Raw genomic sequence first — 26,703 nt, forward strand, 5'->3', positions numbered from 1 at the left:
TTTTTGTTTGCCGGGCCGCCGTTTTCCACCTGAGGGGTCGCTGCGCGACGCGTTCCATGACCCACGTGTAGAAAAGCGATGCTTACCCGGCTAAGGCGCCCTGCGGCGGGTCGATCGGGTTCAGCGATATAGGCAGCCAATGGGTGCCTGGTCCCTCGCCCGGGCATCCGGGCCCCTCGGTGATGAGGGTGCGTTCTCCGAAGAAACTGCCATCCGGGTTCGGGATCCAGTAATCCGAGCGCCGGGCCTGCACTGCGCTGCTCGGGTCACTGCGATCGCAGAAGTAGGGATACTCGCCGCTGGTCTCCCAACGATTGCCGTTCCAGCGGTACTCATATGCCACGGGGGCACCTGGGTTGCGGGCGTGATCGTCCGAATTGTCCATGCGCGCAACGCATCGGTTCGCGTCGCAATTGGTGGTGAATTCGACCGGCACGGTTATCGGATTCATCGGTGTCGGCATACCGTTGAACGTCTGCTTCGAGAAGTCGATGAACAGGTTGTAGTGCCCGTACAGCGGCGGCGGTTCGACTCGATCCGCATGAGCAACCGGAAACCCGATCGATACGGCCCCGGCCGCGAACGCACCAACGAGGGCGATTCTCACGGCGCTAGTCATCTTTGTCGTCATCACGGTGCGCAGCCTCGATCACTTCGGGTGGCACGGGCTTGGCGAGCCAGGCACGAATCCGCAGCAACCCACCGGCGACGGCCCCGATGGCGAACACCGCGGCGAGGACCCAGAGCGCAACGGACACGAGGCCGATTATCGCGCGGTCATAGCGGTCTACGTGCGGTTTCGAGCCCGACGGGGCCGAGCGGTTTACCGACGAGTAGGCGGCTGCTGGGTATCGACTGCATCTCGGCACGGGCGGACAGCCCAAATTCGGAGGACAGTGGTGTACATCACACCGACGAAAGGCAAGTCGGCTTGAACGAAAGGCAGCGAGATGATCGGAGCAATTATCAGCGCAATCGTCGTCGGCGCGATTATCGGCGTTCTTGCGCGACTCATCATGCCCGGTAGGCAGAACTTGAGCACACTCATGACCGTTTTGCTCGGGATCGCCGGAGCCCTGCTCGGCTCCTGGATCACTTCGGCCTTCGGATACAGCAACGCGAACGGCGGGTTCCAGATCATCCCGTTCGTCGTTGGCGTCGTGGTGGCGATCGTGCTGATCGCGGTCTACACCGGCCTTTCGGGCCGTCGCGGCACGCCCGTCGGTCACTGAAGCAGGGAACCTGGGCTCCGCCGATCGTGTCCCTCGGTCGGCGGAGCCGCCTTTTGCGTCAAGGGCACCTGGCGCGGGATTAGTTCACCCCGGCACCTGTTTAGATCTTGTTGACTCACTCGGGTTTACGAGCGACGGGGACGCGAATGAACTACCGGGCACTGGCCTGTCGGGAACGTGAGGCATTCGCCGATCTGCTCAAAGGTTTGGCCCAGCACGAATGGAAAGCTCCGACGTTGTGCGCAGGCTGGACTGTCCGCGATGTCGCCGCCCACACCGTCGCCTACCTCGGGCAGACCCGACTGGGACTCACCGCCGCGATGCTGGCCGCGCGAGGTCAGGTGGACCGGATCAACGATCGCGCACTGCGGGCCGGGGCGGGGCTCGGACCTGACGAACTCTGCACCCTGATGCGGGCCGGCGTGGATCCTTCTGGCGCGGGCGCACTCTACGGCTGCCGGGTGGCGCTCATCGAGTGCCTGGTCCACCAGCAGGACATCCGGCGCCCGCTCGGACGGCCGCGCACCATCCCAGCCGGCGTGCTGCTGGCATCCCTGACGTTTGCCCGTCACAGCCCGGTCATCGGCGGAGCCCGGCGGACCCGCGGTCTGCGGCTGATCGCCACCGACGTCGACTGGTCGGCCGGCCGCGGGCCAGAGATCCACGGGCCGGGCGAGGCGCTGCTGCTGGCCATGACGGGCAGGATCGGTGCGGTCGCTGCCGAGTTACAAGGTCCGGGCCTGGTGCACCTGCGCGCACGGTGACACACACTCAGATGACACCCAGCCAGCACTTCCCGTCGTCGATTTCCACCTGAGGGTCGTCACCAGCACAATCTGCGACCCTGAGGTAGAAATCGGCGCGCAGCGGTCGGCAAGCGGCGTGACCATCACGGCCCCGTCTCGAACGGCTTGCGATTCCGTGCCACGGGGATGCTTTGCGGTTGCCGTCCGCCTACCGTGAGTAACAGGTGCGGACCGTCGACCGATCTTGAAGATGGCAGCGCAAGCAGACAACTACGCGCACCGCTGCCGTAAAGCCACCGCACCTGTGCAGGAGACGAATGCCCGCTACGACCCTGATCGCAGGCACCTGCGCACCGGAATTCGCCCGAGTGCGCGATGCCTTCGCGGACAACTTCGCCCACCACAATGAGGTCGGCGCAGCTGTTGCGGTCTGGGTTGAGGGCGATCTGGTGGTCAACCTGTGGGGCGGATCCGCCGATGCAGCAGGCAGCCGACCCTGGCAGCAGGACACCCTGGCCAGCGTGTACTCAGGATCCAAGGGGTTGTTGAGCACCTGCATCCACCTGTTGGCCGACCGCGGTGAGATCGACCTGGACGCACCGGTCGCCCGGTACTGGCCCGAGTTCGGCCAGGCCGGAAAGCAGAACATCACCGTCGCAATGGTGCTCGGCCATCGCTCGGGTGTGATCGGTCCGCGCGAACCGATGGACTGGCGGCAGGTGACCGACTGGGACGCGGTGTGCGCCCGGATCGCAGCCGCGACTCCGTGGTGGCCGCCGGGCAGCGCGCAGGGCTATCAGGTGGTGACGTTCGGGTTCATCCTCGGCGAGGTGGTGCGCCGAGTCACCGGCCGCACCATCGGTCAATACCTGCGCACCGAGGTCGCCGAACCGTTGGGCGCCGATATCCACATCGGACTGCCGGCCTGGCAGCATCACCGGTGCGCAGAGATGGTGAACAAGCCGTCGGTGCGCAGCCTGCTGGCCGACAACCACGTCGACGGACCGCCGGCATCGCTTGCCGACCATCCGATGGCCGGCTGGGCGGTGTCGATGGACTTCGTGCCTGATGACGAACTGGGGGTGCAGGCCCTGGACGCCTGGCGCGCCGCGGAGTTCCCGAGCACCAACGCACACGTCTCTGCTCTGGGCATGGCGACCGTCTACAACGCACTGGCCCAGGAGAAGCTGCTCACCCGGGAGCACATGGAGCGCTGCCGCGTCTCGCAAGGCGGTTTCGACGCCGACGTGGTGTTGGGTGCGCGGGTCGCCGACCATGGCTGGGGTCTGGGCTACATGCTCAACCAGCGCGGGGTGGCCGGACCCAACACCGGCATCTTCGGGCACGGTGGGTCGGGGGGTTCGTTCGCCTTCGTCGACCTGGAGCACCGGATCGGATACGCGTACGTGATGAACTATTTCGACGCCACCAAGTGCAATGCCGACCCTCGTACGGTCGCCCTGTCGAACGAGGTTTACTCCGCTCTCGGCGTAATTTGAGTTCCCTTCGAGAACCCGGAAGCACTGGTTCACGTCGGTACGCTGGACGCCATGAACAGCGTTTTGCTGGTACTCATCGTCCTGGTCATCGCTGCGATCGCGTTCGCTGTCTACAGCTCGTCGCAGGCCAACGGTCGCCGCTCCGCGGAGTCACTGGCCGACGCCAAGGCTGACGCCCGCCGGCTGATCGAGCGTCTCGGCGGGCAGGTGCTCAACCTGACCGGCTCCGACGACGCGTCCAAGCAGGCGCTGGCCGACGCCTCCGAGCGCTACACCGCGGCGTCCTCCCAGATCGATCAGGCCACCACTGCCAAACAGGCCGCGCTGGCCAAGGAGAGCGCCATCGAGGGGCTCTACTACGTGCGCGCGGCTCGCACCGCGATGGGCATGGATCCGGGTCCGGAGCTGGAGTCGTTGACCGGGCAGCGCGCGGCCGGCGAGGTCACCGAGGACCGCCGGGTCAACTTCGAGGGTCGTGAGATCGAGGCCTCCCCCACCCCGTCGCAGCGCACCCCGAACTACTACCCGGGCGGCCGGGTGGCCGGACGCCCGGTGCCCGCCGGCTGGTACTCCGAGCCGTGGTGGAAGCCGGCGCTGGTGGCCGGCGCCTGGGGCCTGGGCTCGGTCCTGCTGTTCGACGCGATGTTCTCGGGTATGCACGGAGTCGGCTACGGCGCCCAGGGATTCGAAAATGGTTACGGTGACGGCTATTCCGATGGTTTCGCGGCCGGCCAGGACGGTGGCGGCTTCGACGGTGGCGACACCGGCGGAGCCGACGGCGGCGGTGACTGGGGCGGCACCGATGCCAGCGGCTGGGACAGCGGCGGTTTCGACGGTGGCGGCTTCGGCGACTTCGGTGGAGACTTCGGGGGCTTCTGACCCGTCCGCCGAGCAGAATCTCTTTTAGAGACGGCTCTCCAGACGTGCCGACACACCGGCCTCCTGCAGATCCAGACGCTCCAGCATGGCCCGCACCGCTTCGTCTTCGATCCGGCCCTCGTCGCGCTCGGTGATGAGCGCCCCGCGTTGCGCCGCAAGCACATCCCGGTAGAGGCCCGAGAACACCGCGGCCCGTTTGGTGAGCGCCTCGGGGTCCGGCATCTCGTCGGCGTCTTGTGAATGCCGGGCGATCACCGCGCGAATCTCGGTCACCAGATGGGGATCCAATCCATCCGGCGGGTCTGCCTCGAAAGCGTCGAGCACCTCGTCGGCCGCATCGTGCACCACCCGTTCGGCCTTGATTTCCTCTTCCCGGTCGGCGGCATGGTCGTCACAGAACCGGGACAGGTTCAGCCGGCGGATCAACAGTGGCAGGGTCCAGCCCTGGATCAGCAGGGTGCCCACACTCACCACGAATGCGATCGCCTGGATGGTGGCGCGTTCCGGAAACGGTTCGCCGCTGGCGGTGGTGGCCGGGATCGCCGCAGCCGCAGCCAATGTGACCACGCCGCGCATCCCGGTCCAGGACACCACGAGGTTCTCCCGCCAACTCAGCGAGCGGCGGTCGATCATCCTGCGCCAGCGCGCCTTGGGCTTTCGTCTGCGCAGACCAACGGAGCCGTCGGGAACGGCCGTGCTGAACTTGCTTTCGACGTGCCGGGACAGCTTGTTGCGGCCGAACATCAGGAAGACCGACAGCGGCCGGATGAACAGCACGATCACCAACACGATGATCGAGGCGATCGCCACCTCGGCCAGCGACTCGTGGGCCTCGTTCAGGTGTTCCAGGACGAACCGCAGATGCAGCCCGATGTAGGCGAACACGAACGCCTCGAGCAGCACGTCCAACGAGTTCCAGACGTACCGCTCCTGCAGCCGGGTCTGGTACCCCGCGCCCATCGCACCGTTGCCGACGACGAAGCCGGCGACCACCACCGCCAGCACCCCGGAGGCGTGCAGTTCCTCGGCGGTGATGAACGCCGCGAACGGGACCACCAGGCCCTGCACGGTTTCCAGGCCCGGATTGTCCAGATGCTTGCGGATCCACAGCGTCAGATATCCGAGCAGGGCCCCGACCAGCGGACCGATGGTGGCGCTGTAACCGAACAGCAGGAACGGGTTCTCGATGAAGGTGTGGCTGCCTGCCACCTGGGCCACTGCGATGGAGAACAGGGTCAGCGCGGCCGCGTCGTTGATCAGGCTCTCACCGGTGAGGATCGCCATCACCCGTTTGGGCAGACCGAGCTTGCGCCCGACCGCGACGGCGGTCACCGCGTCGGGCGGCGCGACGATCGCACCGAGCACCAACGCGAGCCCGAAGGTCAACGGCACCAACACCAGCCAGGACGACACCGCTGCGACGGCGAAGGCCGTCACCACGACGAGCCCGACACCGAGGCCAAGGATCGGGCGGATGTTGCGGAAGAACGTCGGGAACGAGAAGTCCAATGCCGCTGAATACAGCAGCGGTGGCAACACCACCGTCAGCAGAATGTGGGAATCGAGTTCGGGAGGTTCGAAGCCGGGAAGGAACGAGACCAGGCTGCCGATGACAACGATGATCAGGGCGGGTTCCTGGCCACGCCGATGCGCGGCTGCGGTGACGAGAATGGCTCCGACGACGACGAGGATCAATTCCACCCGGAGATTGTCCCGTGCCGGTGACGCCGGCGCGCACTCACACCTGGCAGTCGGGGCACCAGAACAGGTTGCGGGCCTCCAGTTCTGCGGTGCGCACGCCTGTGCCGCACACCCGGCACGCCTCCCCTGCCCGGCGATACACGTAGGTGCGGGGCCGGCCAGGACCGTAGGACGGTGCCCCGTGATCGTGCTCGGGGCGGACGACGACGATCTTGCCCCGCCGTACACCGACCTTCATCAGCTCGACGAGATCGGTCCACATGTCGATGAATTCGGTCTGGCCCAAGTGCGTACCCGGCCGGTACGGGTCGATGTGATGACGGAACAGCAGCTCGCTGCGGTACACGTTTCCGACGCCGGCGATCACGGACTGGTCCATCAACAACGCACCAATTGACCTGCGCGACTTGCTGATCCGCGTCCAGGCCAACGAAGGGTCGGCGTCTTTGCGCAGCGGGTCGGGACCGAGCCGCGCGACCACATCGGCGATCTCGGGCTCGGCGATCACCTCACACACCGTGGGGCCACGCAGATCGGTGCCGTACTCGGTGCCGACGATCCGCATCCGGACCTGGCCGACCGGCAGTCCCAGCGGAATCGGTGCCTCGGTGAAGGTCCCGTACAGACCGAGATGGATGTGCACGACGTGTCCGCCGGCGTAGTGGTGGAACAGGTGCTTGCCCCAGGCGTCGGCCTGTTTGAACACCTGGCCGTTGACCGCGGCCGCACCGTCGGTGAAGCGGCCCTGCGGGCTGGACACCACCACCGGCGCCCGGCCGAACCGCTTCTGGTGCAGCCGGGCCAACCGGTGCAGGGTGTGCCCTTCGGGCATGGGTCAGGCAGGCGCGCCGGGAACCGGCGGGGCCACGTGGTCCTTCTCGTACTCGGCCAGGATGTCGATGCGGCGCTGGTGGCGCTCGGCTTCCGACCACGGCGTCGACAGGAACGCGTCGACGATGGCCAACGCCTCCTCCTCGCTGTGCATGCGGCCGCCCAGGCCCATCAGCTGGGCGTTGTTGTGCTCGCGGGCCAGCTTGGCGGTCTCGACGCTCCAGGCCAGGGCACAGCGGGCACCGGGCACCTTGTTCGCGGCGATCTGCTCGCCGTTGCCCGAGCCGCCGAGCACGATGCCCAGGCTGCCCGGATCGGCGACTGTCTTGACCGCGGCGTCGATGCAGAACGCCGGGTAGTCGTCGTCGGCGTCGTAGGTGTAGGCACCGCAGTCGATCGGCTCGTGGCCGGTCTTCTTGAGGTGCTCGATGATGGTCTGCTTGAACTCGAATCCGGCATGGTCGGCACCGATGTAGACGCGCATGTCGGTAACCCTAACTGGTCATCACCTCTTCACAGCACCAGCTCGGATACCTGCCAGGAGCAGATCGAGCATTCGCTGCGCCTGCTCGGCCGAGCCGCCGGCCAGGAAGATTCCGAGCAGGCTGGCCACCACGTCCTCCGCCCGCACATCAGCATTCAGGCTGCCATCGGCGACACCGGCATCGAGCAGGGTCTGGACCGCACCGGTCACGCTCGCCTTGGTGTCGCGGTGGTCGACCGCGCCGGATTCGAAGATGGTGCGTAGCGATTCGGCCATGCCCTTCTTGGCGGCCACGAACGTCGCGTAGCGGTCCATCCACCGGCGCAGCGCCGCCGGCGGTGGGTACCGGCTGGACAGGTCGGCCGCGGACGCGGAGACCTCGGCCAGTTCGGCGCGGTAGACGGCCTCGATGAGGGCCTCGCGGCTGGGGAAGTGACGGTAGAGCGTCCCGATGCCGACACCGGCCTCCCGGGCGATGGCCTCCAGCGAGACAGGACCGTCCGACGTGGCGAACGCTGCCGCGGCGGCCGCAAGCAGGCGTTCCCTGTTGCGTCGCGCGTCGGCCCGTTCAGCCATAGCGGAGGACCCTCCGTTTTGTTAGCGTGGTGAAACGGAGGTCCCTCCGCATCGCTTTCGAGTATGACATCCCAGGAGCTCACCATGACCACATCGCATCCCGGCGGCACCGGCACCATCGGCGGACACAGCGTGGCTCGGATCGGCTACGGCGCCATGGGTCTCGGACGCGAGCTCCCCCACGACGACGCGACTGCCGTGTTGCACCGCGCCGTCGAGCTCGGCGTCAACCACATCGACACCGCATCGTTCTACGACGACGGCGTGGTGAACCGGCGCATCCGGGACGCGCTCGCCCCGTACCGGGACGATCTGCTCATCGTCAGCAAGGTCGGGGCCCGGCCCGCCACCGGACCGATACCTCTCGCACTGGCCCAGCACCCCGCGGACCTGCGCCGCGCCGTCGAACTGGACCTGGCCGGCCTCGGGCTGGATCAGATTCCGGTCGTGAACCTGCGGCGCGCCGACATCGGCCCCGGGTTGGTCGCCGAGGGCGAGCAGATCGTCGATCTGGACGATCAGTTGGCCGAGATGATCGCGCTGCGCGACGAAGGCAAGATCGGGGCGATCGGGATCAGCAACGTCGGCCTGGAGACCCTGCGCCGTGCGCTGCCCGCCGGGATCGTGTGCGTGCAGAATGCCTACAGCCTGCTCAACCGCAGCCATGAGGACGAACTGGCACTGTGCAGTGAACAGGGCATCGCCTGGGTGCCGTTCTTTCCCCTCGGCTCGGCGTTCCCGGGCTTTCCGAAGGTCGCCGAAAACGCTGTGGTGCAACGGATCGCCGCGGACCTCGGCGTCAGCGGCGCACAGATCGGGCTGGCCTGGTTACTCGCGCACGCGCCCAACACCCTGCTCATCGCCGGGACCACGTCGGTCGCCCACCTCGAGGAGAACCTGGCGGCAGGCGACCTCGTGCTCAACGAGCAACAACTCGCCGATCTCGATGCCGCCCACACAGAGCTACCCCAGGGTGATGGCGTCCAGGCGTTCCTTGATGAAGGACGCTGACGTCACCGGCTCCAGACCCGAGACCGTGCCGATCGGCGGCTCCAGCGGAGTGACGAGCGCGTCGTGGTTGGCCTCGTAGAAGTAGATCAGCGAGACCAGGTCCTCCTCGGGGGCGTGCGGCTGGGGCGGCAACACGCGGTGCCGGCCCGACGGCCACCGGCGCCCGCTCCAATACTCCAGCAGGTCACCGATGTTGACCGTGAGCGATCCCGGCTCCCACGGAGCGTCCTCCCACCCCTCCTGCTCGGAGTACACCTGCAGCCCGCCGGCACCGGGCTCGCGGTCCAGGATCGTGACGGTGCCGAAGTCGGTGTGCGGCCCGATCCGGAACTGTCCGGGCTCGGGCTCTCCCACCACGCTGACCGGCGGATAGTGGTTGATGTTCATCGTCCACGTCGGCCGGTCCGCAAGTGCGACAAAGGGATTGACCGTCAGTCCGAGGGCGTGGGCGAACAACGCCAACAGTTCGTCGGAGACCTTGCGCATCGCAGCGGTGTACTCGTCGACCAATGCCTGCAACGCGGGCACCTCGGCCGGCCACACGTTGGGGGCGAACCAGATCCGGTCCACCTCGGGGTCCCCGGTCGCGGTCTCGGCACCCAGGCTGTAACTCTCCTTGAGATCGGGCGGGGTCTCGGTGCCCTCGGCGTAGCCGTTGGCCTCGGCCCCGGGTCCGATCCAGCCGTGCCCGCCGACCGGTACCGAGTAGCGCTGTTTGACCCCGTCGGGCAAGGCGAAGAACTCGCGGCTGGCCGCACGCACCTTGCTCGCCAGGTCGGTGTCGACGCCGTGTCCGGTGACCACGATGAACCCGGCGCGCTGCAGGCCGGCGTCGACCTCGGCGGCCACCGCGTCGGCCTCGACCCCACCGGCGTACCAGCGAGACATGTCCACAGTTGCGATGGCGCTCATTCGCCGATGTCCTCCGCCCACAGATCCGGCCGCTCGGCGATGAAGTCCTCCATCATCGCCACGCAGCGTTCGTCATCGAGCAGGGTGACAGCGACGCCGTGCTCGGCCAGCCAGTCGTGCCCACCGGTGAAGGTCCGGCTCTCTCCGATCACCAGGGCGCCGATGTTGAACTGACGGACCAGCCCGCTGCAGTACCAGCACGGCGAGAGGGTGGTCACCATGATGGTGGACCGGTAGCCGCGCTGGCGCCCAGCGGCCCGGAAGGCGTCGGTCTCGGCATGGATCGACGGATCGTCGTTCTGCACGCGCCGGTTGTGCCCGGCGCCCAGCAGTGTTCCGTCCGAGCTGAACAGCGCCGCGCCGATCGGAATGCCGCCCTCGGCCAACCCTTTTCGCGCCTCGTCGACAGCGACGTCGAGCATCTGCTCGGGGGTCATGCCGCCACCTTCCGTTCCGCGGTGAGCTGGGATCGGCACAACAGCAGATAACTTGCCCCGGCGATGAGGAAGCCGACGAAGAACGTGATGTCACCCAACTGCGGAACCTCCCGCGCGATGTAGCCGACGAACTTCGTCTGGTTGCAGAACAGCGTCACCGAGACCACCAGGCCGAGCAGGAACGACGCCAGGCCGGGCCAGTTGGTGTAGGACCGGTCGTAGAGGAAGTGCGCCACGGGCTGATCGCCGCGCAGGTACTCGTCGGCGAACATCACGCCCAGCCAAGGTCCGATCCAGTAGGCGATGATCAACAGGAACGCCTCGTAGCTCGCCGCCGCGTCGGCCAGCGCCCACCAGGCGATGAGAAATCCGACGATCCCGAAGAAAGCGGTCGCCAGGGCCCGCGCGATGTGATGCGGCAGCTTGATCCCGATGGTCACGAAAGCCATTGCGCCCGAATAGATGTTGATTGCATTGGCGGCAATCGCCCCGATCGCGATGGCCAGCAGGGTCAGACTGGCCAGCCACGGCGCCAGCTCCGCGGTGAACGCGGAGGTGGGGTTGTCCGAGACGGCGGGACCGATGGTCACCGACGCGGCACCGACCGTCTGCAACAGCATGCAGGATACGAACAGCCCTGCGGCGGCGAAGAATCCGGTGCGTGGGCCGGCCTCGGACCGTGGGAGGTAGCGGGTGTAGTCAGCGGCATACGGCGCCCACCCCGCGACGTAGCCGAACGCGGTGCCCACGGTGAGCAGGAAGCCGCCCGTGCCTCCGACACCGCCCGTGACCGCCGGGGCGCCCAGGTTCGCCTTGCTCAGTATCACCACCGAGGTGATGGCGAAGATGACGGCGAGTACCGGGAACGCCCAGCGTTCGAAGGCCTGCACCAGGTTGTGCCCGAACACCGCCAGCGCGGTCTGCACCACGACGACGAGCACCAGGGCCAGCACCGGTGCGATGCCGAACAACGTGGACAACGCGAATGCCCCACTGACGCTGTTGGTGGCGAACCATCCGATGCCCGCGGTCACCGTCATCAGCAGCGAGGGCACGGCGTTGCCCCGGAAGCCAAACGCCAGCCGGCCCAGCACCATCTGCGGAACACCGTGCAGCGGCCCGCGTTTGGACAGGAAGTAATGCGCAAGCGCGCCGAGTCCGGTGCCGAGCCCCAGGCCGGCCACCGCTTGCCAGAACGTCATGCCGTAGACGGAGACCGCCAGCACACCCAGGAAGATGGTGGCGAACTCCAGGTTCGGCGACGTCCAGGTCCAGAACAACTGGCTGGGTTTTCCGTGCCGGTCGGCGTCGGCGATGTGCTCGTTGCCGCCCGGTTCCACGGCGGCGATTCGGTCCCGGTACGAGCCGTCGGTGCTGGGCTCAGCCGCTGTCATCCGTACACCGTGGCGTGAGCCACGGTGTACGCAACCGGAATCGCGATTTTGGGTGAAGTTCACCCGTCACTCGAACTGCGGCGCCTCGGTACGCGACCGCTTGAGCTCCCAGAAATGCGGGTATGACGCGAACGTCACCGACGCGTCCCAGAGTTTGCCGGCCTCTTCGCCGCGCGGGATCTTGGACAGCACCGGGCCGAAGAACGCGACGCCGTTGACGTGGATGGTCGGGGTGCCGACGTCCTCACCGACGGCGTCCATGCCGGCGTGGTGGCTCTTGCGCAACGCCTCGTCGTACTTGTCGGTGTCGGCTGCCTCGGCCAGTTCGGCGGGCAGGCCGACTTCCTCGAGTGCCTGCGCGATGACGGTGTCGAGGTCCTTGTTGTCCTGGTTGTGGATCCGGAAGCCCATCGCGGTGTAGAGCGGGCCGAGGATCTCCGGGCCCTTGAGCTGCTCGGCGGCGATGGCGACCCGGACGGGGCCCCACGCCTTCTTCATCAGTTCCTGATAGTTCTCGGGCAGGTCGCGGCCTTCGTTGAGCACCGCGAGGCTCATGACGTGGAATTGCACGTCGATATCCCGGACCTTCTCGACTTCGAGGATCCAGCGCGAGGTGATCCAGCACCACGGGCACAGCGGGTCGAACCAAAACCCGGCGGTGTCTTTCTGGCCTGCGTTCTGATCTTGGGGAGCCATCTAGGTGTTCCTCTCGATGTGGTTCAAGGCACAACTGCGTTCAACACAACTGTGCACCCGTATCGAGATGTTCCCGACGCGAGTAACTATCCGGAGATCGATTACGACAAGCTTGGTGGCACGCATGCCGACATGCATGCTGGAATCACGGCAGCGGCACAGGAAACGCATAGTGCGCGAACCTTTATGGAAACGTGTTGTTCCTGTGACCCTGGTAAACCACTGTTGCCCAAGTGAGCAGAGCGATCTAGGAGTTCTGCGTGATAGCTGAGGAGCTCAATATGGCCGCTCGCGCCCTCCTGACCGCCGTAGGTGTCGTTTCCGTCGCCCTCGCGTTGGCCGTCCCGGCACAGGCCGATCCGGCCCCGGTCCCCGATCCGACGACCGACACCTCGTTCCTGAACGCCCTGAACGACGCCGGGGTGGGCTACGGCGATCCCGGCGCGGCCGTGCAGATGGGGCAGGAGGTCTGTCCGATGCTGGTCGAGCCCGGCAAGGACTTCGCGTCGGTGGCCTCCCAGATGCGCGGCGACGGCGGCATGTCGCCCCAGATGGCGTCGTTCTTCACCGGCATCGCCATCCAGATGTACTGCCCGCAGATGATGTCGTCGATCGGCGACGGCTCGATCCTGAACAACCTCGGCGCGCTCAACGGACTCGCCGGGATCGCCGGCTTCCCCCAGTAGGCCGACTCCAGCCGGCGTCCAGCCACTAGGTTGGACGCGTGGCACTTCCGAATCTCACCCGCGATCAGGCCGTAGAGCGCGCAGCTCTGGTGACCGTCGACAACTACCACGTCGTCCTCGACCTCACCGACGGCAACGGCCAACCCGGCGAACGCACCTTCCGGTCCACCACCACCGTGAAGTTCGATGCCCTCGCCGGCGCCGACACCTTCATCGATCTGGCGGCCGATACCGTCCACAGCGCGACGCTCAACGGCGTCGCGCTCGATGTGTCGGGCTACGACGAATCAACCGGTATCGCGCTCACCGGGCTGGCCGCGCACAACGTCCTGGTGGTCGACGCCGACTGCCTGTACTCCAACACCGGTGAAGGCCTGCACCGGTTCGTCGACCCTGTCGACAACGAGGTCTACCTGTATTCGCAGTTCGAGACCGCCGACGCCAAGCGGATGTTTGCCTGCTTCGACCAGCCCGACCTGAAGGCCACGTTCGACGTTCAGGTCACCGCGCCGTCGCACTGGCAGGTGATCTCCAATGGCGCCACCACCTCCGCCGAGCCCAATGGCTCGGGCTCTGTGCACACCTTCGCCACCACCCCGAAGATGAGCACGTATCTGGCGGCGCTCATCGCCGGGCCGTACGCGGTGTGGCGCGACTCGTACTCCGACGAGCACGGCGAGATCCCGCTGGGCATCTTCTGCCGGGCCTCACTGGCCGAGTTCATGGATGCCGAGCGGCTTTTCACCGAGACCAAGCAGGGCTTCGGTTTCTACCACGCCAACTTCGGCACGCCGTACGCCTTCGGCAAGTACGACCAGCTGTTCGTGCCCGAGTTCAATGCGGGGGCCATGGAGAACGCCGGCGCGGTGACGTTCCTGGAGGACTACGTCTTCCGGTCGAAGGTCACCCGGGCCTCCTACGAGCGGCGCGCCGAGACCGTGCTGCACGAGATGGCACACATGTGGTTCGGCGATCTGGTCACCATGCAGTGGTGGGATGACCTGTGGCTCAACGAGTCCTTTGCGACGTTCGCGTCGGTGCTGTGCCAGGCCGAGGCCACCGAATACGACACCGCCTGGACCACCTTCGCCAACGTCGAGAAGTCGTGGGCCTACCGCCAGGACCAGCTGCCTTCGACCCACCCGGTCGCCGCCGACATCCCTGATCTGGCCGCCGTGGAGGTCAACTTCGACGGCATCACGTACGCCAAGGGCGCCTCGGTGCTCAAGCAGCTGGTGGCCTACGTCGGGCTCGAGCAGTTCCTGGCCGGATTGCGCGACTACTTCCGCGACCACGCCTTCGCCAACGCCACGTTCGGCGACCTGCTGGGCGCTCTCGAGAAGTCCTCGGGCCGTGATCTGTCCGGCTGGGGCCAACAGTGGCTCAAGACAACGGGTTTGAACACGCTGCGGGCGGACTTCGACGTGGACGATTCGGGTGCGTTCACCCGGTTCGCCGTCGCGCAGTCCGGGGCCGCCCCGGGCGCCGGGGAGACCCGCGTGCACCGGCTGGCCGTCGGTATCTATGACGACGACCCGGCCGGCTCAGGCAAGCTCGTGAGGGTACACCGCGAGGAGCTCGACGTCGAAGGACCGATCACGGAAGTTCCTGCCCTGGTAGGCATTTCGCGGGGAAAGCTGATCCTCGTCAACGACGATGACCTGACCTACTGCTCGCTGCGGCTGGATCCGGCGTCACTGTCGACCGTGGTGTCACGGATCGCCGACATCGCCGATCCTCTCCCCCGGACGCTGGCCTGGTCGGCAGCCTGGGAGATGACCCGCGAAGCCGAGATGAAAGCCCGCGACTTCGTCGCGCTGGTGATGAGCGGCATCCACGCCGAAACCGAGGTCGGCGTCGCGCAGCGGCTGCTGATGCAGGCCCAGACCGCGCTGAGCTCCTACGCCGATCCGGGCTGGGCCACCGAAATCGGCTGGCCTGCGTTCGGCGATGCTCTGCTCGACCGGGCGCGCGAGTCCGCTCCCGGTTCTGATCACCAGCTCGCTTTCGTGAACGCGCTGTGCACCTCGGTGCTGTCGCCCAACCACGTCGCCGTGCTGTCGACTCTGCTCGACAACGAACCCGCCGCGGTGAACATGGCCGGCCTGGTGATCGACACCGATCTGCGCTGGCGGATCGTCACGGCGCTGGCCCGCAACGGGCAGATCGACGCCGACGGCCCCGACACGCCGTTCATCGAGGCCGAGGCCGAGGCCGACCCGACCGCGGCCGGCAAGCGGCACGCTGCTGCGGCCTCGGCCGCTCGCCCGCAGGACGAGGTGAAGTCCGCGGCGTGGGAGCAGGTCATCGAGGACGACACGATCGCCAACATCACCACCCGCGCGATCGTCGGCGGCTTCGTGCAGCCCGGCCAGTCCGAGTTGCTGGCGCCGTTCACCACCCGCTACTTCGCCGCGATCTCCGGGGTCTGGGAGCGGCGGTCGAGCGAGGTCGCGCAGACCGTGGTGATCGGTCTGTATCCGTCGTGGGACATCAGCCAGAACGGGCTCGACGCGGCGGACGCGTTCCTGTCCGATCCAGAGGTGCCGCCCGCGCTGCGCCGTCTGGTGATCGAGGGACGCGCCGGTGTGGAGCGCTCCCTGCGCGCCCGCGCCTTCGACGTCAGCTAGTTCCCCCAACCTGCACCGCGAGCGTGCGTGTCTGCTGCCCGACACACCGGGTCTGGACAGCATTCTGCGCACGCTCGCGGTCATACGCTGTGGCGATGGCGGTCAGTCGAACCCGCGCGGCACGGGCCGCCCGCAAACGCAAGCGACGGATGGACCTCGTCGAGCACGACCTCACCGACGAACAATGGGAAGCCATCAAGTCGGCGTGGGACGGGTGCGCCTACTGCCGCAGCACCACGGGCCCGTTCCAGAAGGACTGCGTCATGGCCATCTCACGTGGCGGGCGCTACACCGTGGACAACGTCGTGCCGGCGTGCGGTTCATGCAATGCCAGCAAGTGCAACTTCGAGGTCAGCACCTGGATGCGGCGCAAGCGGCTGGACGAGCGTGCGTTCCTGACGCGCTATGTGGAGATCCGTGCCGGTCTGACCTGACGCTCGCCAGTCCGCGACCGTGCGGAAAAAGCACACCGCGAGCGGCGTGTCCGACAGCAGACACGCACGCTCGCGGTGTGAAAGAACTAGGCGGGAGAAACGCCGGCCGACAGCACGCGTACGGCGCTGATCAGACCGTCGATCAAGTTGCCTTCCTTGAAGGAGGCGGCGGCCGCCGAGACGCCCAGCGGGGCAGCCTCTTCGATGCCACGGCCCTTGACGTCGGCGCCGTAGACCACCTCGATCGCGTGCTGATCGGGTGAGACCGCGAGCAGCACCGCGTTGTCGGGGGTCGGCACCTTGGCCAGGATCGTGCGCGCCGTGGCCGCGGTGTCCGCGCCCAGGTCGCCGATGTAGATCGCGAACCGGGCCTTGGCCGCCCGCGAACCGTACTTCAGCGCGTCGTCGAGGACGACGAGATCCATCGTCGGGAACGGGTAGTGCACCGACAGCTCACCGGGCTCGGTGACTCCCGAGATCCGACCGCTGTAGGTCAGGGCGTAGCCGTAGGGCAGGTCCAGGTCCTGCGTGGCAGTCGCCAGTTCACCACTTGCCACTTGCGCCGCCTCCGATCGTCACGCCGTGTGAATCATGCCCGCCGTGCCCGTGATCCTGTGGCTCCTCGGCAGCCCACAGGATGGGCTCGTGGGTCCACGGCTCGGACATCTTGTAGGTAGCCGGGTGCGGTCCCTTGCGGGTCATGAAGATCAACGCCAGGACCACGAACAACAACAGCGGAACCCCTCCGAGGAGGGAATGGGTAAGTGCTGTGCTCACGCGCAAACCGTATCAGCCGCGATGCGCCGGCGCGCCGAGTGTGCCCAGCAAGTCGGGCATCATGCCGCGCCCTCGCCGAGATAGCGCACCCAGGCCGGGTCCAGCTCCTTGATCGTCGACAGCAACCGCCAGTGCTGTCCCTTCGGCGGCATCGGCGCACACCGCAGTGACCAGCCCAGTTCGGCCAGCAGCCGGTCGGCCTTGCGGTGGTTGCACGGCCCGCAGGCCGCCACGCAGTTCTCCCAGGAGTGCTCGCCACCGCGACTGCGCGGGATGACGTGGTCGACCGTGTCGGCCCGGCCACCGCAGTACGCGCAGCGGAAGCGGTCGCGGTGCATGAGTGCCGCGCGGGTCATCGGGACGCGGGCCCGGTACGGCACCCGGACGAAGGTGCGCAGCCGGATCACCGAGGGCACCACGATGGTGCGGGTGGCCGAGTGAATGACGGGCCCCGAGGGGTCGTCGTGTACGACGTCGGCTTTGCCGCACATCACCATGATCACCGCGCGCCGCAGTGGAAGTGCGGTCAGCGGTTCATAGGTGGAGTTGAGGAGCAGGACGCGACGGCGGCCCCACAGGGACGCATCGGGCGCGGCGGAGGGAAGGACCTCGACGCTGTGGAGGGGGCGGTTGGGCACATGGGGTCCCGATGGGCCGGGAATGTGGCCGGTCCGTCGTATATGGCCTTTTTTGCTGTGCGCCATGGAGCCTCCGAGGAGACAGTCCACCACGGATCCCGGCAATACGCACGAAAATTCTTCGGGTGTTCGCAGGTCAGTCCAATGAACATGAGGTGACCAGACCTCCGTGACCGGCCCCGACGGCCTCTCGGGTCACAATGGACCACAATGAGTGACGTGACGGCTGTGCAGCGATCTTTCTACGACGAAGTCGGGGGCCACGAGACATTCGCAGCGATCGTGTCGCGGTTCTACCAACTGGTGCGCGAGGACGAGATCCTGCTGCCGTTGTATCCCGAGGACGACATCGACGGCGCCGAGGAGCGGCTGCGGATGTTCCTTGAGCAGTACTGGGGCGGGCCAAGGACGTACTCCGACCAGCGCGGCCACCCCCGGCTACGGATGCGGCACGCCCCGTTCCGGATCGGGTACCTCGAGCGGGACGCCTGGCTGCGCTGCATGCACACCGCGGTGGCCTCGATCGATTCGGAGACGCTCGACGAACCGCACCGCCGCGCGCTGCTGGACTACTTGAACATGGCCGCTGACTCGATGGTCAATTCGGCGTTCTGACATGCGCCGGTGGTGGGCGGACGCGGTTTTCTACCAGGTCTATCCCCGCTCGTTCGCCGACAGCAATGGCGACGGGGTCGGCGATCTCGACGGGGTGAGCGCCGGGCTCGATTACCTCGCGGCACTCGGCGTCGACGCCCTGTGGCTCAACCCGGTCATGGTCTCGCCGATGGCCGACCATGGCTACGACGTCGCCGACCCGCGTGATGTCGACCCCCTGTTCGGTGGTCTCGATGCTTTGGACCGCCTGCTCGATGCCGCTCACGGCCGCGGCATCCGGGTCACCATGGACCTGGTGCCCAACCACACCAGCTCGGCGCACCCGTGGTTCGTCGAGGCGCTGGCGGATCCGCGGCGGCGTGACCGCTACATCTTCCGCGACGGCCGCGGCCTCGGTGGTGACGCACCGCCCAACAACTGGGTGTCGGTGTTCGGCGGGCCGGCCTGGACCCGCGTCACCGAGCCCGACGGCACACCGGGTCAGTGGTATCTGCACCTGTTCGATCCGGCCCAGCCCGACCTGAACTGGAACCACCCCGAGGTGTTCGAGGATCTGGAGAAGACACTGCGGTTCTGGCTCGACCGCGGAGTCGACGGGTTCCGCATCGATGTGGCCCACGGCATGGCCAAACCACCCGAACTGCCCGACATGGCGGTCACCGACACAGCGCTACTACGCAACAGTGAGGACGACCCGCGATTCGACAACGACAGCGTGCATGACATCCACCGGTTCATCCGCACGGTGTTGGACGACTATCCCGACGCCGTGGCCATCGGCGAGGTGTGGGTGCACGGCAACGAACGCTTCGCCAGGTATCTGCGCCCCGATGAGTTGCACCTGGGCTTCAATTTCCGTCTGGTGCAAGCCGATTTCGACGCCCGCGACGTACACGACGCGATCGACAACGCGATGGCAGCGGCCAACCTCGCCGGGGCGACACCGACGTGGACACTGTCCAACCACGACGTCGAACGCGAGGTCACCCGATACGGCGGCGGTGCCCGCGGGTTGGCGCGGGCCCGGGCAATGGCCCTGGTGATGCTGGCCCTGCCGGGCGCGGTGTTCGTCTACAACGGCGAGGAACTCGGGCTGCCCAATGTCGATCTGCCCGATGACGTGCTCCAGGATCCGGTGTGGGAGCGCTCCGGTCACACCGAACGGGGACGTGACGGGTGCCGGGTGCCGATGCCGTGGTCGGGTGACACACCGCCGTTCGGGTTCTCCTCCAGCGCCGACACTTGGCTGCCGATGCCTGACGAGTGGACACCGTTGACGGTGGAGTGCCAGCAGGCCGATCCGGCGTCGACGCTGGAGTTCTACCGGCAGGCCATCCAATTACGTTCCAGCCGTGCGGAATTCACCGACGGAATCGGGCTGACTACCGCCGATGGCCTGCTGACATTGCGGCGCGAAGGTGGCTTGACATGCGTGCTCAACACGGGCACCGCTGCGGCGCCATTGCCACCTGGTGAAGTTCTGCTGAGCAGCGCAGAGTTGATCGCCGGCAGCCTGCCGCCGGACGCCGCCGTCTGGATTTCCGGGAGCTGACCGAAAGTCGAGTAGCGAACTACTCATGTGCAGCGCCACGTCGTCATCGCAGTATCGAGACAGTCACCGAACCGAACTCGATACCTCCGGAGGACGACATGGGCGATGCCAACTACGCCAAAATGCTGTGGCTGCAGGCGAACACGGTGCGGGACCACGACGGCGCCGACGAAATTCAAGTCAGCAGGGCCGACGGCGTCATCTTCGAACGGCTCCGGATGAGGCCCGGTGACGTCTATTCGTTCGACGATGACCGCCTGCTGCCATTCAACAGATCCCAGGCTCCCATCGACATCGAATTGTTCGAGGTGGATGAGACCGGACCGGACGACCGCAGAATCGGGGCGGCGAGGATCACCGCCGCCGAGCTGGGCCGGGGCGAGCGCACTCAGCGAATCGCCGGCGCCGGATCCGTGTACTCCCTCACCTACAAGGTGATCTGACGTCCGGTCCACGACCGGATCAGAATCAAAACACAAGTACAACAGAAGGATTCATCATGCCTTTACTCTCGCTGTATTCCAACAATCTTCCTGACTTCTACATCGTCGAACGGAGCGGGCTCGCCGATATCGCCAAGATAGAGACCGACACCGACCGCGGCGACGCGACCTTCGAATGGACCGGGCCCCATCTGCGCATCGGCGAAACCGGCCAACTACGCCGGGCCGCCGCACCTCTCGGCTTCGTCCTGCAGATCGCGACGTTCGACGACTACCGCATTCACGGCAAGTACTTCGACGGCATCATCGACCCTGACGTCGCGGCAGAGGTCCGGGAGGATTCGACGTTCGTGCTGGAGAAGGGCGTCATCGATCCCAATCAGTTCTCGTTCCGGTCGGTGAAGTTCCCGGACCTTTACATCCGGCACCAGAACTTCCAGCTGTTCGCGACACCTGTCAACACCCCGGCCGAACTGCAGGCCGCGACGTTCCGGCCCGCGGCACCGTTGCAACCGGCCAACCCCTAGGGCGCGCTCAGCCCAGGATCAGGGCGGCGCTCTCGCGGCGGCGGTACACCGAACCGAACCGGGCGTCGATGCGCAGCCACGACGGGTGTGCGCGGACCCGGACGATCTCCTCTTCGCTCACCTCGTTGCCGGTCTGCGGCAGAAAACCCATGGCGGTCAATGCGAATACACATCGCATGGGCACTCCGACAGCCTCGTCACCGGAGCTGACCGCGATGACCTCTTGGTCCATCAGGGACGCCGGCGGCCCGTGTGCACTGCCGTGTTCGCGGGCCAGCGCACCACCTTGCTGAGCCAGGTCGAGCATCACCCGCGCCGGGACGTCGTCGAGGTGGACGAATCCGTCCTCGGGCGGCAGACCACCGCGCCAGGCCGAGTCCATCGGGAAGCCTGGGTCCACGTATCCGTCTGCGGCAGAGGACAACCCGGCCACCAGAGCGTCGGCTCCCGCGGACAGATCCGACGGCCGCACCTGACCGGTCACCACCCGGCTGGCCAGCACCTCCAGCCCGGTGGCCACCCAGGCCACGGCCGCATGGGTACCGGATCGCTCCCGCAATCGGACCACCGCGGCATCGTCCAACCGCAGGGCACGGTCGAGGAACGTCGCGAGATCCTCACGGTCACGCGGATCGTCGATCCACAGACCGCGCTCGGGTGCGGTCATCGCAGGTGGCTCTCCAGATAGCTGCGCTGCTCGGGCGTCAGGCGCTCCAGCCGTTGCTCGGCGATGTGCACCGCGGCCAGCTGGGTCTCGCCGATCACCGACGGCTTGGAGTCAGGGGCGGCGTGCAGCGAGCGCACCTCGTAGCCGATGGTGAAATCCACGGCCCGCACCCGTTTGGACCACATGGTCACCTGCAGGGGTGAGTCCACGAGCCGCAACTGGCCCTTATAGGCGATGCTGACGTCGGCGATCAGCAGGCCGATGGTCTCGATCGTGGCGCCGAACGGTTCACGCAGAAACGGAATCCGGGCCTCTTCGAGCAGCGTCACCATCGTGGCGTGATTGATGTGCTGGTACATGTCGATGTCCGACCAGCGCACGTGCACCGGCGTTGTAAAACTCACGCAGTCGTTCCCGTTCCACTCGTTCGTGTCATGCTGCGGATCTGCCGCGCCGCCACAGACAGCGTCGCCAGGTCCTGCTCACCATCTTCGTATATCTCGGCCAGCGTGCGACGAGCGCGGGTCACCCGGGAGCTGTTGGTCAGCTCCCACTCGGCGATCTTCTCCTCACCGGTCTCGTTGGGTTCGCCGACGGCGAGCACATCGAAGCACAGGGCCCGCAGTGAACCGTAGATGTCGTCACGAATAGCCAGCCGCGCCAACGAATGCCAGCGATCGTCGCGGCTCAGCCGGGAGACCGCAGTGAGCAGCCCGTCGGAGCTGAGGTGGTCCATCAACGCGAAGTAGGTGTCGGCCACTTCGGTGGGCTCACGGTCCACGATGTCGGAGATGTCGATCACGTCGAGCAGGCTGTACTGGTAGAGCCCGGTCGCCACCGCATAGGCCAAGTCGTTGGGCACGCCCTGTGCGGCGAACTCGCCGGCTTCTTTGGCCACGATCGCCTTGTCATCCCCGCGCAGCCACTGCGCCATGTCGGGACGCAGAGCGGCCACCTTCGCGGCGAACCGGTTGATCTCGGCGCCGACGGCCAACGGCTGCGGCCGGTAGTTGAGCAGCCAGCGCCCGGCCCGGTCGACCAGGCGGCGCAGATCCAGGGTCATCCGGTCGGTGACGGACACCGGCACCCCGGCTTCTCCGGCAGCCTGGATCTGGCGCCACACGTTGCCGATCCCGAAGATGGCGTCGGTGGCGACATAGCTGCGCACCGCGTCGACCGGACCGACGCCGACGTCCTCGGTGATTCGGTAGGCGTAGCTGATCCCGCTCGTGTCGACGAGATCGTTGACCAGCATGGTGGTGGTGATCTCCCGCCGCAGCTGGTGCGACCGGATCTCGCCGGGGAACTGTTCGCGCAGCTTCTCCGGGAAGTACTGCGGCAGCCGGGCGGCGAACACCTCCTGATCGGGCAGATCACTGGCCAGCACGTCGGCTTTGAGCTCGAGCTTGACGTGCGCCATCAGCGTGGCCAATTCCGGTGAGGTCAAACCGATTCCGGCGTCGGCTCGGCGTCGGATCTCCTTCTCCGAGGGCAACGCCTCCAGCTCGCGGTTGAGCCCGCGGTTGGCCACGAACTCCTTGATCATCCGGGCGTGCACCGAAAGCATGCTCGCGGCGTTGGCCCGGCTGGTGCCCATCAGATCGTTCTGGTGCTTGTTGTCGGTCAGCACCAGCGCGCCGACCTCGTCGGTCATCGACAGCAACAGACCCGTTCGTTCCTGCGCACTGACCTTCTCGGCGGTCACCAGTGAGTCGATCAGGATCTTGATGTTGACCTCGTGGTCCGAGCAGTCGACGCCCGCGGAGTTGTCCAACGCATCGGTGTTGATCCGTCCGCCGGCCAGATCGAATTCGATCCGCCCCAGCGATGTCACGCCGAGGTTGCCGCCCTCGCCGATCACCTTGGCGCGCACCTCGTTACCGCACACCCGGATCTGGTCGTTGGCACGATCACCGACGTCGGCCTCGGTCTCGGCTTTCACATACGTGCCGATGCCGCCGTTCCACAGCAGGTCCACCGGAGCCTTGAGGATGGACTTCATCAGCGCTGGCGGCGTGAGTTCCTCGATGTCGTCGTCGATCCCGAGTGCCGCCCGGGCCTGCGGGCTGATCGGGATGGACTTCTGCTGACGGCTGTAGACACCGCCGCCCTCGCTGATCAGCGTGGCGTCGTAGTCTTCCCAGCTGGATCGCGGCAGTTCGAACAGGCGCTTGCGTTCCACCCAGGATGCGGCGGCGTCAGGGTTGGGATCGACGAAGATGTGCCGGTGGTCGAAGGCCGCGATCAGCCGGATGTGCTTCGAGAGGAGCATGCCGTTGCCGAACACATCGCCGCTCATGTCGCCGACGCCGACGACGGTGAAGTCCTGGCTCTGGGTGTCCACCCCCATCTCGCGGAAGTGCCGTTTCACCGACTCCCAGGCGCCCTTGGCGGTGATGCCCATGGCCTTGTGGTCGTAGCCGATGGACCCGCCGGAGGCGAACGCGTCACCCAGCCAGAACCCGTAGGACTTGGCGACTTCGTTGGCGATGTCGGAGAACGTGGCCGTGCCCTTGTCGGCCGCCACCACCAGATAGGCGTCCTCCCCGTCGCGGCGCACCACCTGCGGTGGGGTGACGACGGCGCCGGTTCCCTTGTCGACGTTGTCTGTCACGTCGAGCAGCCCGGAGATGAAAAGTTGGTAGCAGGCAACGCCTTCGGCGCGGGTGGCTTCGCGGTCGACGGCGGCGTCGCCGGTCGGCTCGGGCGGCCGTTTGACCACGAACCCGCCCTTGGCGCCGACCGGCACGATGACGGCGTTCTTCACGGCCTGCGCCTTGACCAGGCCGAGGATCTCGGTGCGGAAGTCTTCGCGACGGTCCGACCAGCGCAACCCGCCGCGTGCCACGAACCCGAACCGCAGGTGCACGCCCTCCACCCGGGGCGAGTAGACAAAGATCTCGAACTTGGGCCGTGGCAGCGGCAGTTCGTTGATCAGGCCGGGGTTGAGCTTCATCGCCACGACCCCGCGTTGCCGCGCTGACTTCGGGTCCTGCACAAAATAGTTGGTGCGCAGCGTGGCCTGGATGAGGGTCGCGAAGGCACGCAGTACCCGGTCGGTGTCCAGACTCACCAGGGCATCGATGTCTTCGGCCACCGCCGCGGCGGCTCCCTGTGCGTCGCGAGTTCCCGAGGTGTCCTCGGACGGGTCGAACAGCGCCTCGAACAGCTGCAGCAGCGACTGTGTGGTGTGCGGATTCTCGTTGACCACCGATTCGATGTGCGACTGGCTGTACGGGAAACCGGCCTGCCGTAGGTATTTCGCGTAGGCGCGCAGGATCACGACCTGCTGCCAGGTCAGGCCCGCGCGCAACACCAGTTCGTTGAACCGGTCGACTTCGACCCATCCGTGCCAGATCGCGGTCACCGCGTCGGCGAACCGTTGGGCGGTGGCCTCCCGCGACGCCGCGTCGGGCGCGTCGGGGATGCTGCGCTGGCGGACGACCTTGAACTGGTAGATCCAGACCGGCAGGCCGTCGGCCCTGGTCACCGTGTAGGGGCGTTCTTCGAGCACCACCACGCCCATCGACTGCAGCATCGGCAGGAGTTCGCTCAGCGACGCCGACTGGCCGCCCAGGTACCAGGTGAGCTGGGCGAGGCCGTCGTCCTGACCTTCCCTGAACACCAGCTTTACTGAATTGTCCTGCAGCGCTTCGATGATCGCGATGTCGGCGATGGCATCCGCTGGAGCCACGGCTTGCTTGTAGTCCTCCGGAAAGGCCGAGGCATAGTGCTCGACGGCTGCCGGGGTGAGCTCCGCGTTTGCTGCCGCACTGGTCATGCGGTCACCCCAGTTGCGAGTGGCCTCAGTCAGCAGGTTCTGGATCCGGTTCTCGTTCTCCGTGGAGGTGTCCACGGCGTGCGAGACCGCACCGTCGGGCAGGCGCACGATGAAATGGACTACTGCCCAAGGTGATTCACTGACCCTGGCCGAGTAGTCGATGCTCTCCCCGCCGAGTTCGCGCACCAGGATGTCCTGCATCTCCAGCCGCACCGCGGTGGTGTAGCGGTCGCGGGGCAGGTACACCAGGCAGGATACGAAGTGCGCCAACTGATCCGCGCGCAGAAACAGCAGGGTACGGCGGCGCGACCCGAGGTCCACCACGGTCAGCGCCATGTCCAACAGCTGTTTGGAACTCAACGCGAACAGTTCTGGGCGCGGGATGGTCTGGACGATGTCACGCAGCAGCTGCGCCGGGTGGCTGGGGTCGCGCCGGGCCATGGCCAACGCCTCCTCGACACGCCGCGAGATCAACGGGATCTCCAGCACGTTGGCGTTCATCGCGGCCACGGTGAACAGGCCGACAAACCGGTGCTCGATGACCTGCTCGCCGCTGTCGCGGACCACGACGATGTACGGGTTGGCGCCGTAGCGCACATAGCTCGGCATGGTGGCCTGAGCCAGCACCATCAGATCGTCGGAGGCGGTCAGCGGCGGCAGCACATCCTCGCGTAGCTTGAGCACACCGAGGCGACTCGACGGATCGACCGTGGCCTGCCCGTCGCCGATCGCGCACTGCTGGTAACCCAGCAGCACGAAATGCCCGTCGGAGAGCCAGCGCAACAGCGCGGCGACGTCCTTGCGGTCGGTGTTGGGAAACCGGCCCTCGACATCGGTGGCGACGTCGTTGGCCAGGGCGTGCAGCGCGGCGCCCATGGCAGCGGCGTCCAGACCGATCTGTCGCGCCTGGGCCAGGACATCCGGTACCAGGCCGACCACTTCGGTCAGTGCCGGACCGTCAGCCGCGCCGTGGACCGGCACCAGGATCCAGCACTCGTCGACGCCGTCGACGCCGGTGGCCTCGGCGGCGGGTTGGAAATCCTGCAGTACCCCGTCCGCGTCGCGGTGCACCCGGAAGACCGGGTTCATGATGGCCGGATACGCGATGCCGTGCCGGTGCAACAACACCGTCACCGAATCGACCAGCATCGCCGCCTGCTCGGTGACGATCTGCAGGGCCGGACCGGAGTCGCTGTCTCCCGGGTAGACCATGACCTTGGTCTCCCCCGGCGCCCGCTGACCGCCCAACGCGTAGTGGGCGGCCACCGTGGCATCGGAAACGAGGCGCTCGGCCACCGCGGCCTGAGGGCCGGTGGCGGCCACTCCCGGCGCGCCGGCCTGCGGAGCCCGGTAGGTGGACAGGAAGGCTTTCGCGAGCCGGTGGATCACCTCAGGCGGCGCCTGTGAGCGATCCCGGTCGCTAATTCCCTGTCCCCGAAGAGCTCCCGGTTCGGCCGTCATACGGATCACTCCCTACTCACGCCCACGCACCGGCATTGGTGCATAGCTGCGACATTAGTGGCGCCACCGAGCCCGCTGCGCTGTTTATCCCGTC

Annotated in this window: 28 protein-coding genes; 12 read left to right on the plus strand and 16 right to left on the minus strand. The window is 66.8% G+C overall.

Annotation, left to right across the window (positions count from 1 at the left end):
• Window positions 1–82: 82 nt before the first annotated feature.
• Together AC4ELS_RS29605 and AC4ELS_RS29610 are read right to left on the minus strand one after the other, a co-directional pair.
• Window positions 83–619, minus strand: a complete 537-nt coding sequence (locus AC4ELS_RS29605) for an MBOE_33420 family protein (protein ID WP_499050538.1) — start codon at window positions 617–619, stop codon at window positions 83–85.
• Window positions 612–758: a hypothetical protein gene (locus AC4ELS_RS29610; protein WP_088304406.1), complete on the minus strand. Its 147-nt coding sequence runs from the start codon at window positions 756–758 to the stop codon at window positions 612–614. Before AC4ELS_RS29610 ends, AC4ELS_RS29605 begins: the two co-directional genes overlap by 8 nt.
• A 192-nt stretch (window positions 759–950) precedes the next feature.
• Between AC4ELS_RS29610 and AC4ELS_RS29615 the strand changes: the two genes are divergently transcribed.
• The 4 genes from AC4ELS_RS29615 to AC4ELS_RS29630 all read left to right on the plus strand — a co-directional run bounded on the left by AC4ELS_RS29615 (window position 951) and on the right by AC4ELS_RS29630 (window position 4,356).
• Entirely contained in the window at window positions 951–1,232 is a 282-nt protein-coding gene (locus tag AC4ELS_RS29615) for a GlsB/YeaQ/YmgE family stress response membrane protein (RefSeq protein WP_039380771.1), read from the plus strand.
• A 146-nt stretch (window positions 1,233–1,378) separates the two neighbouring features.
• Window positions 1,379–1,996 carry a maleylpyruvate isomerase family mycothiol-dependent enzyme gene (locus tag AC4ELS_RS29620; RefSeq protein ID WP_499050540.1) on the plus strand — a complete coding sequence of 206 codons (618 nt, stop codon included), beginning with the start codon at window positions 1,379–1,381 and terminating at the stop codon, window positions 1,994–1,996.
• A 299-nt stretch (window positions 1,997–2,295) separates the two neighbouring features.
• A complete protein-coding gene (locus AC4ELS_RS29625) occupies window positions 2,296–3,477 on the plus strand; it encodes a serine hydrolase domain-containing protein (RefSeq protein ID WP_064957421.1) in 1,182 nt (393 codons plus the stop codon).
• Between the two features lie 51 nt (window positions 3,478–3,528).
• Complete coding sequence (locus AC4ELS_RS29630; protein ID WP_055115627.1) at window positions 3,529–4,356, plus strand: hypothetical protein; 828 nt, start codon at window positions 3,529–3,531, stop codon at window positions 4,354–4,356.
• A 24-nt stretch (window positions 4,357–4,380) separates the two neighbouring features.
• Here AC4ELS_RS29630 and AC4ELS_RS29635 read toward each other — a convergent pair whose 3' ends face one another.
• Genes AC4ELS_RS29635 through AC4ELS_RS29650 form a run of 4 tightly spaced genes read right to left on the minus strand, consistent with a single transcriptional unit; the run spans window position 4,381 to window position 7,948 of the window.
• A complete protein-coding gene (locus AC4ELS_RS29635) occupies window positions 4,381–6,057 on the minus strand; it encodes a cation:proton antiporter (RefSeq protein WP_498886913.1) in 1,677 nt (558 codons plus the stop codon).
• A 37-nt stretch (window positions 6,058–6,094) separates the two neighbouring features.
• Window positions 6,095–6,889 carry an Fpg/Nei family DNA glycosylase gene (locus tag AC4ELS_RS29640; protein ID WP_064885551.1) on the minus strand — a complete coding sequence of 265 codons (795 nt, stop codon included), beginning with the start codon at window positions 6,887–6,889 and terminating at the stop codon, window positions 6,095–6,097.
• A 3-nt stretch (window positions 6,890–6,892) separates the two neighbouring features.
• Window positions 6,893–7,372: a ribose-5-phosphate isomerase gene (locus AC4ELS_RS29645; protein WP_055115633.1), complete on the minus strand. Its 480-nt coding sequence runs from the start codon at window positions 7,370–7,372 to the stop codon at window positions 6,893–6,895.
• Between the two features lie 21 nt (window positions 7,373–7,393).
• Window positions 7,394–7,948 carry a TetR/AcrR family transcriptional regulator gene (locus AC4ELS_RS29650; protein ID WP_448449048.1) on the minus strand — a complete coding sequence of 185 codons (555 nt, stop codon included), beginning with the start codon at window positions 7,946–7,948 and terminating at the stop codon, window positions 7,394–7,396.
• A gap of 84 nt (window positions 7,949–8,032) precedes the next feature.
• Between AC4ELS_RS29650 and AC4ELS_RS29655 the strand changes: the two genes are divergently transcribed.
• Window positions 8,033–8,959 carry an aldo/keto reductase gene (locus tag AC4ELS_RS29655; protein ID WP_448449049.1) on the plus strand — a complete coding sequence of 309 codons (927 nt, stop codon included), beginning with the start codon at window positions 8,033–8,035 and terminating at the stop codon, window positions 8,957–8,959.
• Here the strand turns inward: AC4ELS_RS29655 and AC4ELS_RS29660 are convergent.
• The 4 genes from AC4ELS_RS29660 to AC4ELS_RS29675 all read right to left on the minus strand — a co-directional run bounded on the left by AC4ELS_RS29660 (window position 8,912) and on the right by AC4ELS_RS29675 (window position 12,398).
• Window positions 8,912–9,871: an isopenicillin N synthase family dioxygenase gene (locus tag AC4ELS_RS29660; RefSeq protein WP_448449050.1), complete on the minus strand. Its 960-nt coding sequence runs from the start codon at window positions 9,869–9,871 to the stop codon at window positions 8,912–8,914. The genes AC4ELS_RS29655 and AC4ELS_RS29660 overlap by 48 nt on opposite strands.
• The gene (locus AC4ELS_RS29665) at window positions 9,868–10,308 is read right to left on the minus strand and encodes a nucleoside deaminase (protein ID WP_448449051.1); all 441 of its coding nucleotides are present in this window, start codon (window positions 10,306–10,308) and stop codon (window positions 9,868–9,870) included. Before AC4ELS_RS29665 ends, AC4ELS_RS29660 begins: the two co-directional genes overlap by 4 nt.
• Window positions 10,305–11,702 (minus strand): purine-cytosine permease family protein, encoded by a 1,398-nt coding sequence (locus AC4ELS_RS29670; RefSeq protein WP_448449052.1) that lies wholly within the window; start codon window positions 11,700–11,702, stop codon window positions 10,305–10,307. The genes AC4ELS_RS29665 and AC4ELS_RS29670 overlap by 4 nt, the downstream gene beginning before the upstream one ends.
• A 66-nt stretch (window positions 11,703–11,768) precedes the next feature.
• Entirely contained in the window at window positions 11,769–12,398 is a 630-nt protein-coding gene (locus AC4ELS_RS29675) for a mycothiol-dependent nitroreductase Rv2466c family protein (RefSeq protein WP_064885539.1), read from the minus strand.
• A 281-nt stretch (window positions 12,399–12,679) separates the two neighbouring features.
• On the opposite strand from AC4ELS_RS29675, the gene AC4ELS_RS29680 reads away from it, so the two are divergent.
• From AC4ELS_RS29680 to AC4ELS_RS29690, 3 genes are all read left to right on the plus strand, one after another.
• Complete coding sequence (locus AC4ELS_RS29680; RefSeq protein ID WP_064885537.1) at window positions 12,680–13,084, plus strand: DUF732 domain-containing protein; 405 nt, start codon at window positions 12,680–12,682, stop codon at window positions 13,082–13,084.
• 38 nt (window positions 13,085–13,122) lie between these two features.
• A complete protein-coding gene (gene pepN, locus AC4ELS_RS29685; RefSeq protein ID WP_498886905.1) occupies window positions 13,123–15,714 on the plus strand; it encodes an aminopeptidase N in 2,592 nt (863 codons plus the stop codon).
• Window positions 15,715–15,809: 95 nt separating this feature from the next.
• Entirely contained in the window at window positions 15,810–16,148 is a 339-nt protein-coding gene (locus AC4ELS_RS29690; RefSeq protein WP_064885557.1) for an HNH endonuclease, read from the plus strand.
• Between the two features lie 86 nt (window positions 16,149–16,234).
• Here the strand turns inward: AC4ELS_RS29690 and AC4ELS_RS29695 are convergent, their stop codons facing one another.
• Genes AC4ELS_RS29695 through AC4ELS_RS29705 form a run of 3 tightly spaced genes read right to left on the minus strand, consistent with a single transcriptional unit; the run spans window position 16,235 to window position 17,629 of the window.
• Window positions 16,235–16,705 carry a DUF5130 domain-containing protein gene (locus AC4ELS_RS29695; RefSeq protein ID WP_055115660.1) on the minus strand — a complete coding sequence of 157 codons (471 nt, stop codon included), beginning with the start codon at window positions 16,703–16,705 and terminating at the stop codon, window positions 16,235–16,237.
• Window positions 16,692–16,925 carry an aa3-type cytochrome oxidase subunit CtaJ gene (gene ctaJ, locus AC4ELS_RS29700; RefSeq protein ID WP_055115662.1) on the minus strand — a complete coding sequence of 78 codons (234 nt, stop codon included), beginning with the start codon at window positions 16,923–16,925 and terminating at the stop codon, window positions 16,692–16,694. Before ctaJ ends, AC4ELS_RS29695 begins: the two co-directional genes overlap by 14 nt.
• Before the next feature lie 59 nt (window positions 16,926–16,984).
• Window positions 16,985–17,629 carry an HNH endonuclease gene (locus tag AC4ELS_RS29705; RefSeq protein ID WP_064930599.1) on the minus strand — a complete coding sequence of 215 codons (645 nt, stop codon included), beginning with the start codon at window positions 17,627–17,629 and terminating at the stop codon, window positions 16,985–16,987.
• A gap of 162 nt (window positions 17,630–17,791) precedes the next feature.
• On the opposite strand from AC4ELS_RS29705, the gene AC4ELS_RS29710 reads away from it, so the two are divergent.
• From AC4ELS_RS29710 to AC4ELS_RS29725, 4 genes are all read left to right on the plus strand, one after another.
• Window positions 17,792–18,178 carry a globin gene (locus AC4ELS_RS29710; RefSeq protein ID WP_169618815.1) on the plus strand — a complete coding sequence of 129 codons (387 nt, stop codon included), beginning with the start codon at window positions 17,792–17,794 and terminating at the stop codon, window positions 18,176–18,178.
• 1 nt (window position 18,179) lies between these two features.
• Window positions 18,180–19,730, plus strand: a complete 1,551-nt coding sequence (locus AC4ELS_RS29715; protein WP_448448269.1) for a glycoside hydrolase family 13 protein — start codon at window positions 18,180–18,182, stop codon at window positions 19,728–19,730.
• A gap of 98 nt (window positions 19,731–19,828) precedes the next feature.
• Entirely contained in the window at window positions 19,829–20,173 is a 345-nt protein-coding gene (locus AC4ELS_RS29720; protein ID WP_064880412.1) for a hypothetical protein, read from the plus strand.
• 56 nt (window positions 20,174–20,229) lie between these two features.
• Window positions 20,230–20,700 carry an AbfB domain-containing protein gene (locus AC4ELS_RS29725; RefSeq protein ID WP_064880414.1) on the plus strand — a complete coding sequence of 157 codons (471 nt, stop codon included), beginning with the start codon at window positions 20,230–20,232 and terminating at the stop codon, window positions 20,698–20,700.
• A 7-nt stretch (window positions 20,701–20,707) separates the two neighbouring features.
• Here AC4ELS_RS29725 and AC4ELS_RS29730 read toward each other — a convergent pair whose 3' ends face one another.
• From AC4ELS_RS29730 to AC4ELS_RS29740, 3 genes are read right to left on the minus strand one after another with little or no spacing between them, the layout of a single operon-like run.
• Entirely contained in the window at window positions 20,708–21,367 is a 660-nt protein-coding gene (locus AC4ELS_RS29730) for a DUF8185 domain-containing protein (RefSeq protein WP_064880416.1), read from the minus strand.
• Entirely contained in the window at window positions 21,364–21,771 is a 408-nt protein-coding gene (locus AC4ELS_RS29735) for an acyl-CoA thioesterase (RefSeq protein ID WP_082449025.1), read from the minus strand. Before AC4ELS_RS29735 ends, AC4ELS_RS29730 begins: the two co-directional genes overlap by 4 nt.
• The gene (locus AC4ELS_RS29740; RefSeq protein ID WP_448448268.1) at window positions 21,768–26,609 is read right to left on the minus strand and encodes an NAD-glutamate dehydrogenase; all 4,842 of its coding nucleotides are present in this window, start codon (window positions 26,607–26,609) and stop codon (window positions 21,768–21,770) included. Before AC4ELS_RS29740 ends, AC4ELS_RS29735 begins: the two co-directional genes overlap by 4 nt.
• Window positions 26,610–26,703 lie beyond the last annotated feature (94 nt).

Source organism: Mycobacterium shunyiense (genome assembly GCF_058270035.1).

Excerpts from the sequence above, each read along its gene's own strand:
- AC4ELS_RS29605 (WP_499050538.1), bottom strand. The coding sequence starts at position 619 with ATGACTAGCGCCGTGAGAATCGCCCTCGTTGGTGCGTTCGCGGCCGGG.
- AC4ELS_RS29615 (WP_039380771.1), top strand. The coding sequence starts at position 951 with ATGATCGGAGCAATTATCAGCGCAATCGTCGTCGGCGCGATTATCGGC.
- AC4ELS_RS29620 (WP_499050540.1), top strand. The coding sequence starts at position 1,379 with ATGAACTACCGGGCACTGGCCTGTCGGGAACGTGAGGCATTCGCCGAT.
- AC4ELS_RS29625 (WP_064957421.1), top strand. The coding sequence starts at position 2,296 with ATGCCCGCTACGACCCTGATCGCAGGCACCTGCGCACCGGAATTCGCC.
- AC4ELS_RS29630 (WP_055115627.1), top strand. The coding sequence starts at position 3,529 with ATGAACAGCGTTTTGCTGGTACTCATCGTCCTGGTCATCGCTGCGATC.
- AC4ELS_RS29640 (WP_064885551.1), bottom strand. The coding sequence starts at position 6,889 with ATGCCCGAAGGGCACACCCTGCACCGGTTGGCCCGGCTGCACCAGAAG.
- AC4ELS_RS29645 (WP_055115633.1), bottom strand. The coding sequence starts at position 7,372 with ATGCGCGTCTACATCGGTGCCGACCATGCCGGATTCGAGTTCAAGCAG.
- AC4ELS_RS29650 (WP_448449048.1), bottom strand. The coding sequence starts at position 7,948 with ATGGCTGAACGGGCCGACGCGCGACGCAACAGGGAACGCCTGCTTGCG.
- AC4ELS_RS29655 (WP_448449049.1), top strand. The coding sequence starts at position 8,033 with ATGACCACATCGCATCCCGGCGGCACCGGCACCATCGGCGGACACAGC.
- AC4ELS_RS29660 (WP_448449050.1), bottom strand. The coding sequence starts at position 9,871 with ATGAGCGCCATCGCAACTGTGGACATGTCTCGCTGGTACGCCGGTGGG.
- AC4ELS_RS29665 (WP_448449051.1), bottom strand. The coding sequence starts at position 10,308 with ATGACCCCCGAGCAGATGCTCGACGTCGCTGTCGACGAGGCGCGAAAA.
- AC4ELS_RS29670 (WP_448449052.1), bottom strand. The coding sequence starts at position 11,702 with ATGACAGCGGCTGAGCCCAGCACCGACGGCTCGTACCGGGACCGAATC.
- AC4ELS_RS29675 (WP_064885539.1), bottom strand. The coding sequence starts at position 12,398 with ATGGCTCCCCAAGATCAGAACGCAGGCCAGAAAGACACCGCCGGGTTT.
- AC4ELS_RS29680 (WP_064885537.1), top strand. The coding sequence starts at position 12,680 with ATGGCCGCTCGCGCCCTCCTGACCGCCGTAGGTGTCGTTTCCGTCGCC.
- AC4ELS_RS29690 (WP_064885557.1), top strand. The coding sequence starts at position 15,810 with ATGGCGGTCAGTCGAACCCGCGCGGCACGGGCCGCCCGCAAACGCAAG.
- AC4ELS_RS29705 (WP_064930599.1), bottom strand. The coding sequence starts at position 17,629 with ATGGCGCACAGCAAAAAAGGCCATATACGACGGACCGGCCACATTCCC.
- AC4ELS_RS29715 (WP_448448269.1), top strand. The coding sequence starts at position 18,180 with ATGCGCCGGTGGTGGGCGGACGCGGTTTTCTACCAGGTCTATCCCCGC.
- AC4ELS_RS29720 (WP_064880412.1), top strand. The coding sequence starts at position 19,829 with ATGGGCGATGCCAACTACGCCAAAATGCTGTGGCTGCAGGCGAACACG.
- AC4ELS_RS29725 (WP_064880414.1), top strand. The coding sequence starts at position 20,230 with ATGCCTTTACTCTCGCTGTATTCCAACAATCTTCCTGACTTCTACATC.
- AC4ELS_RS29730 (WP_064880416.1), bottom strand. The coding sequence starts at position 21,367 with ATGACCGCACCCGAGCGCGGTCTGTGGATCGACGATCCGCGTGACCGT.
- AC4ELS_RS29740 (WP_448448268.1), bottom strand. The coding sequence starts at position 26,609 with ATGACGGCCGAACCGGGAGCTCTTCGGGGACAGGGAATTAGCGACCGG.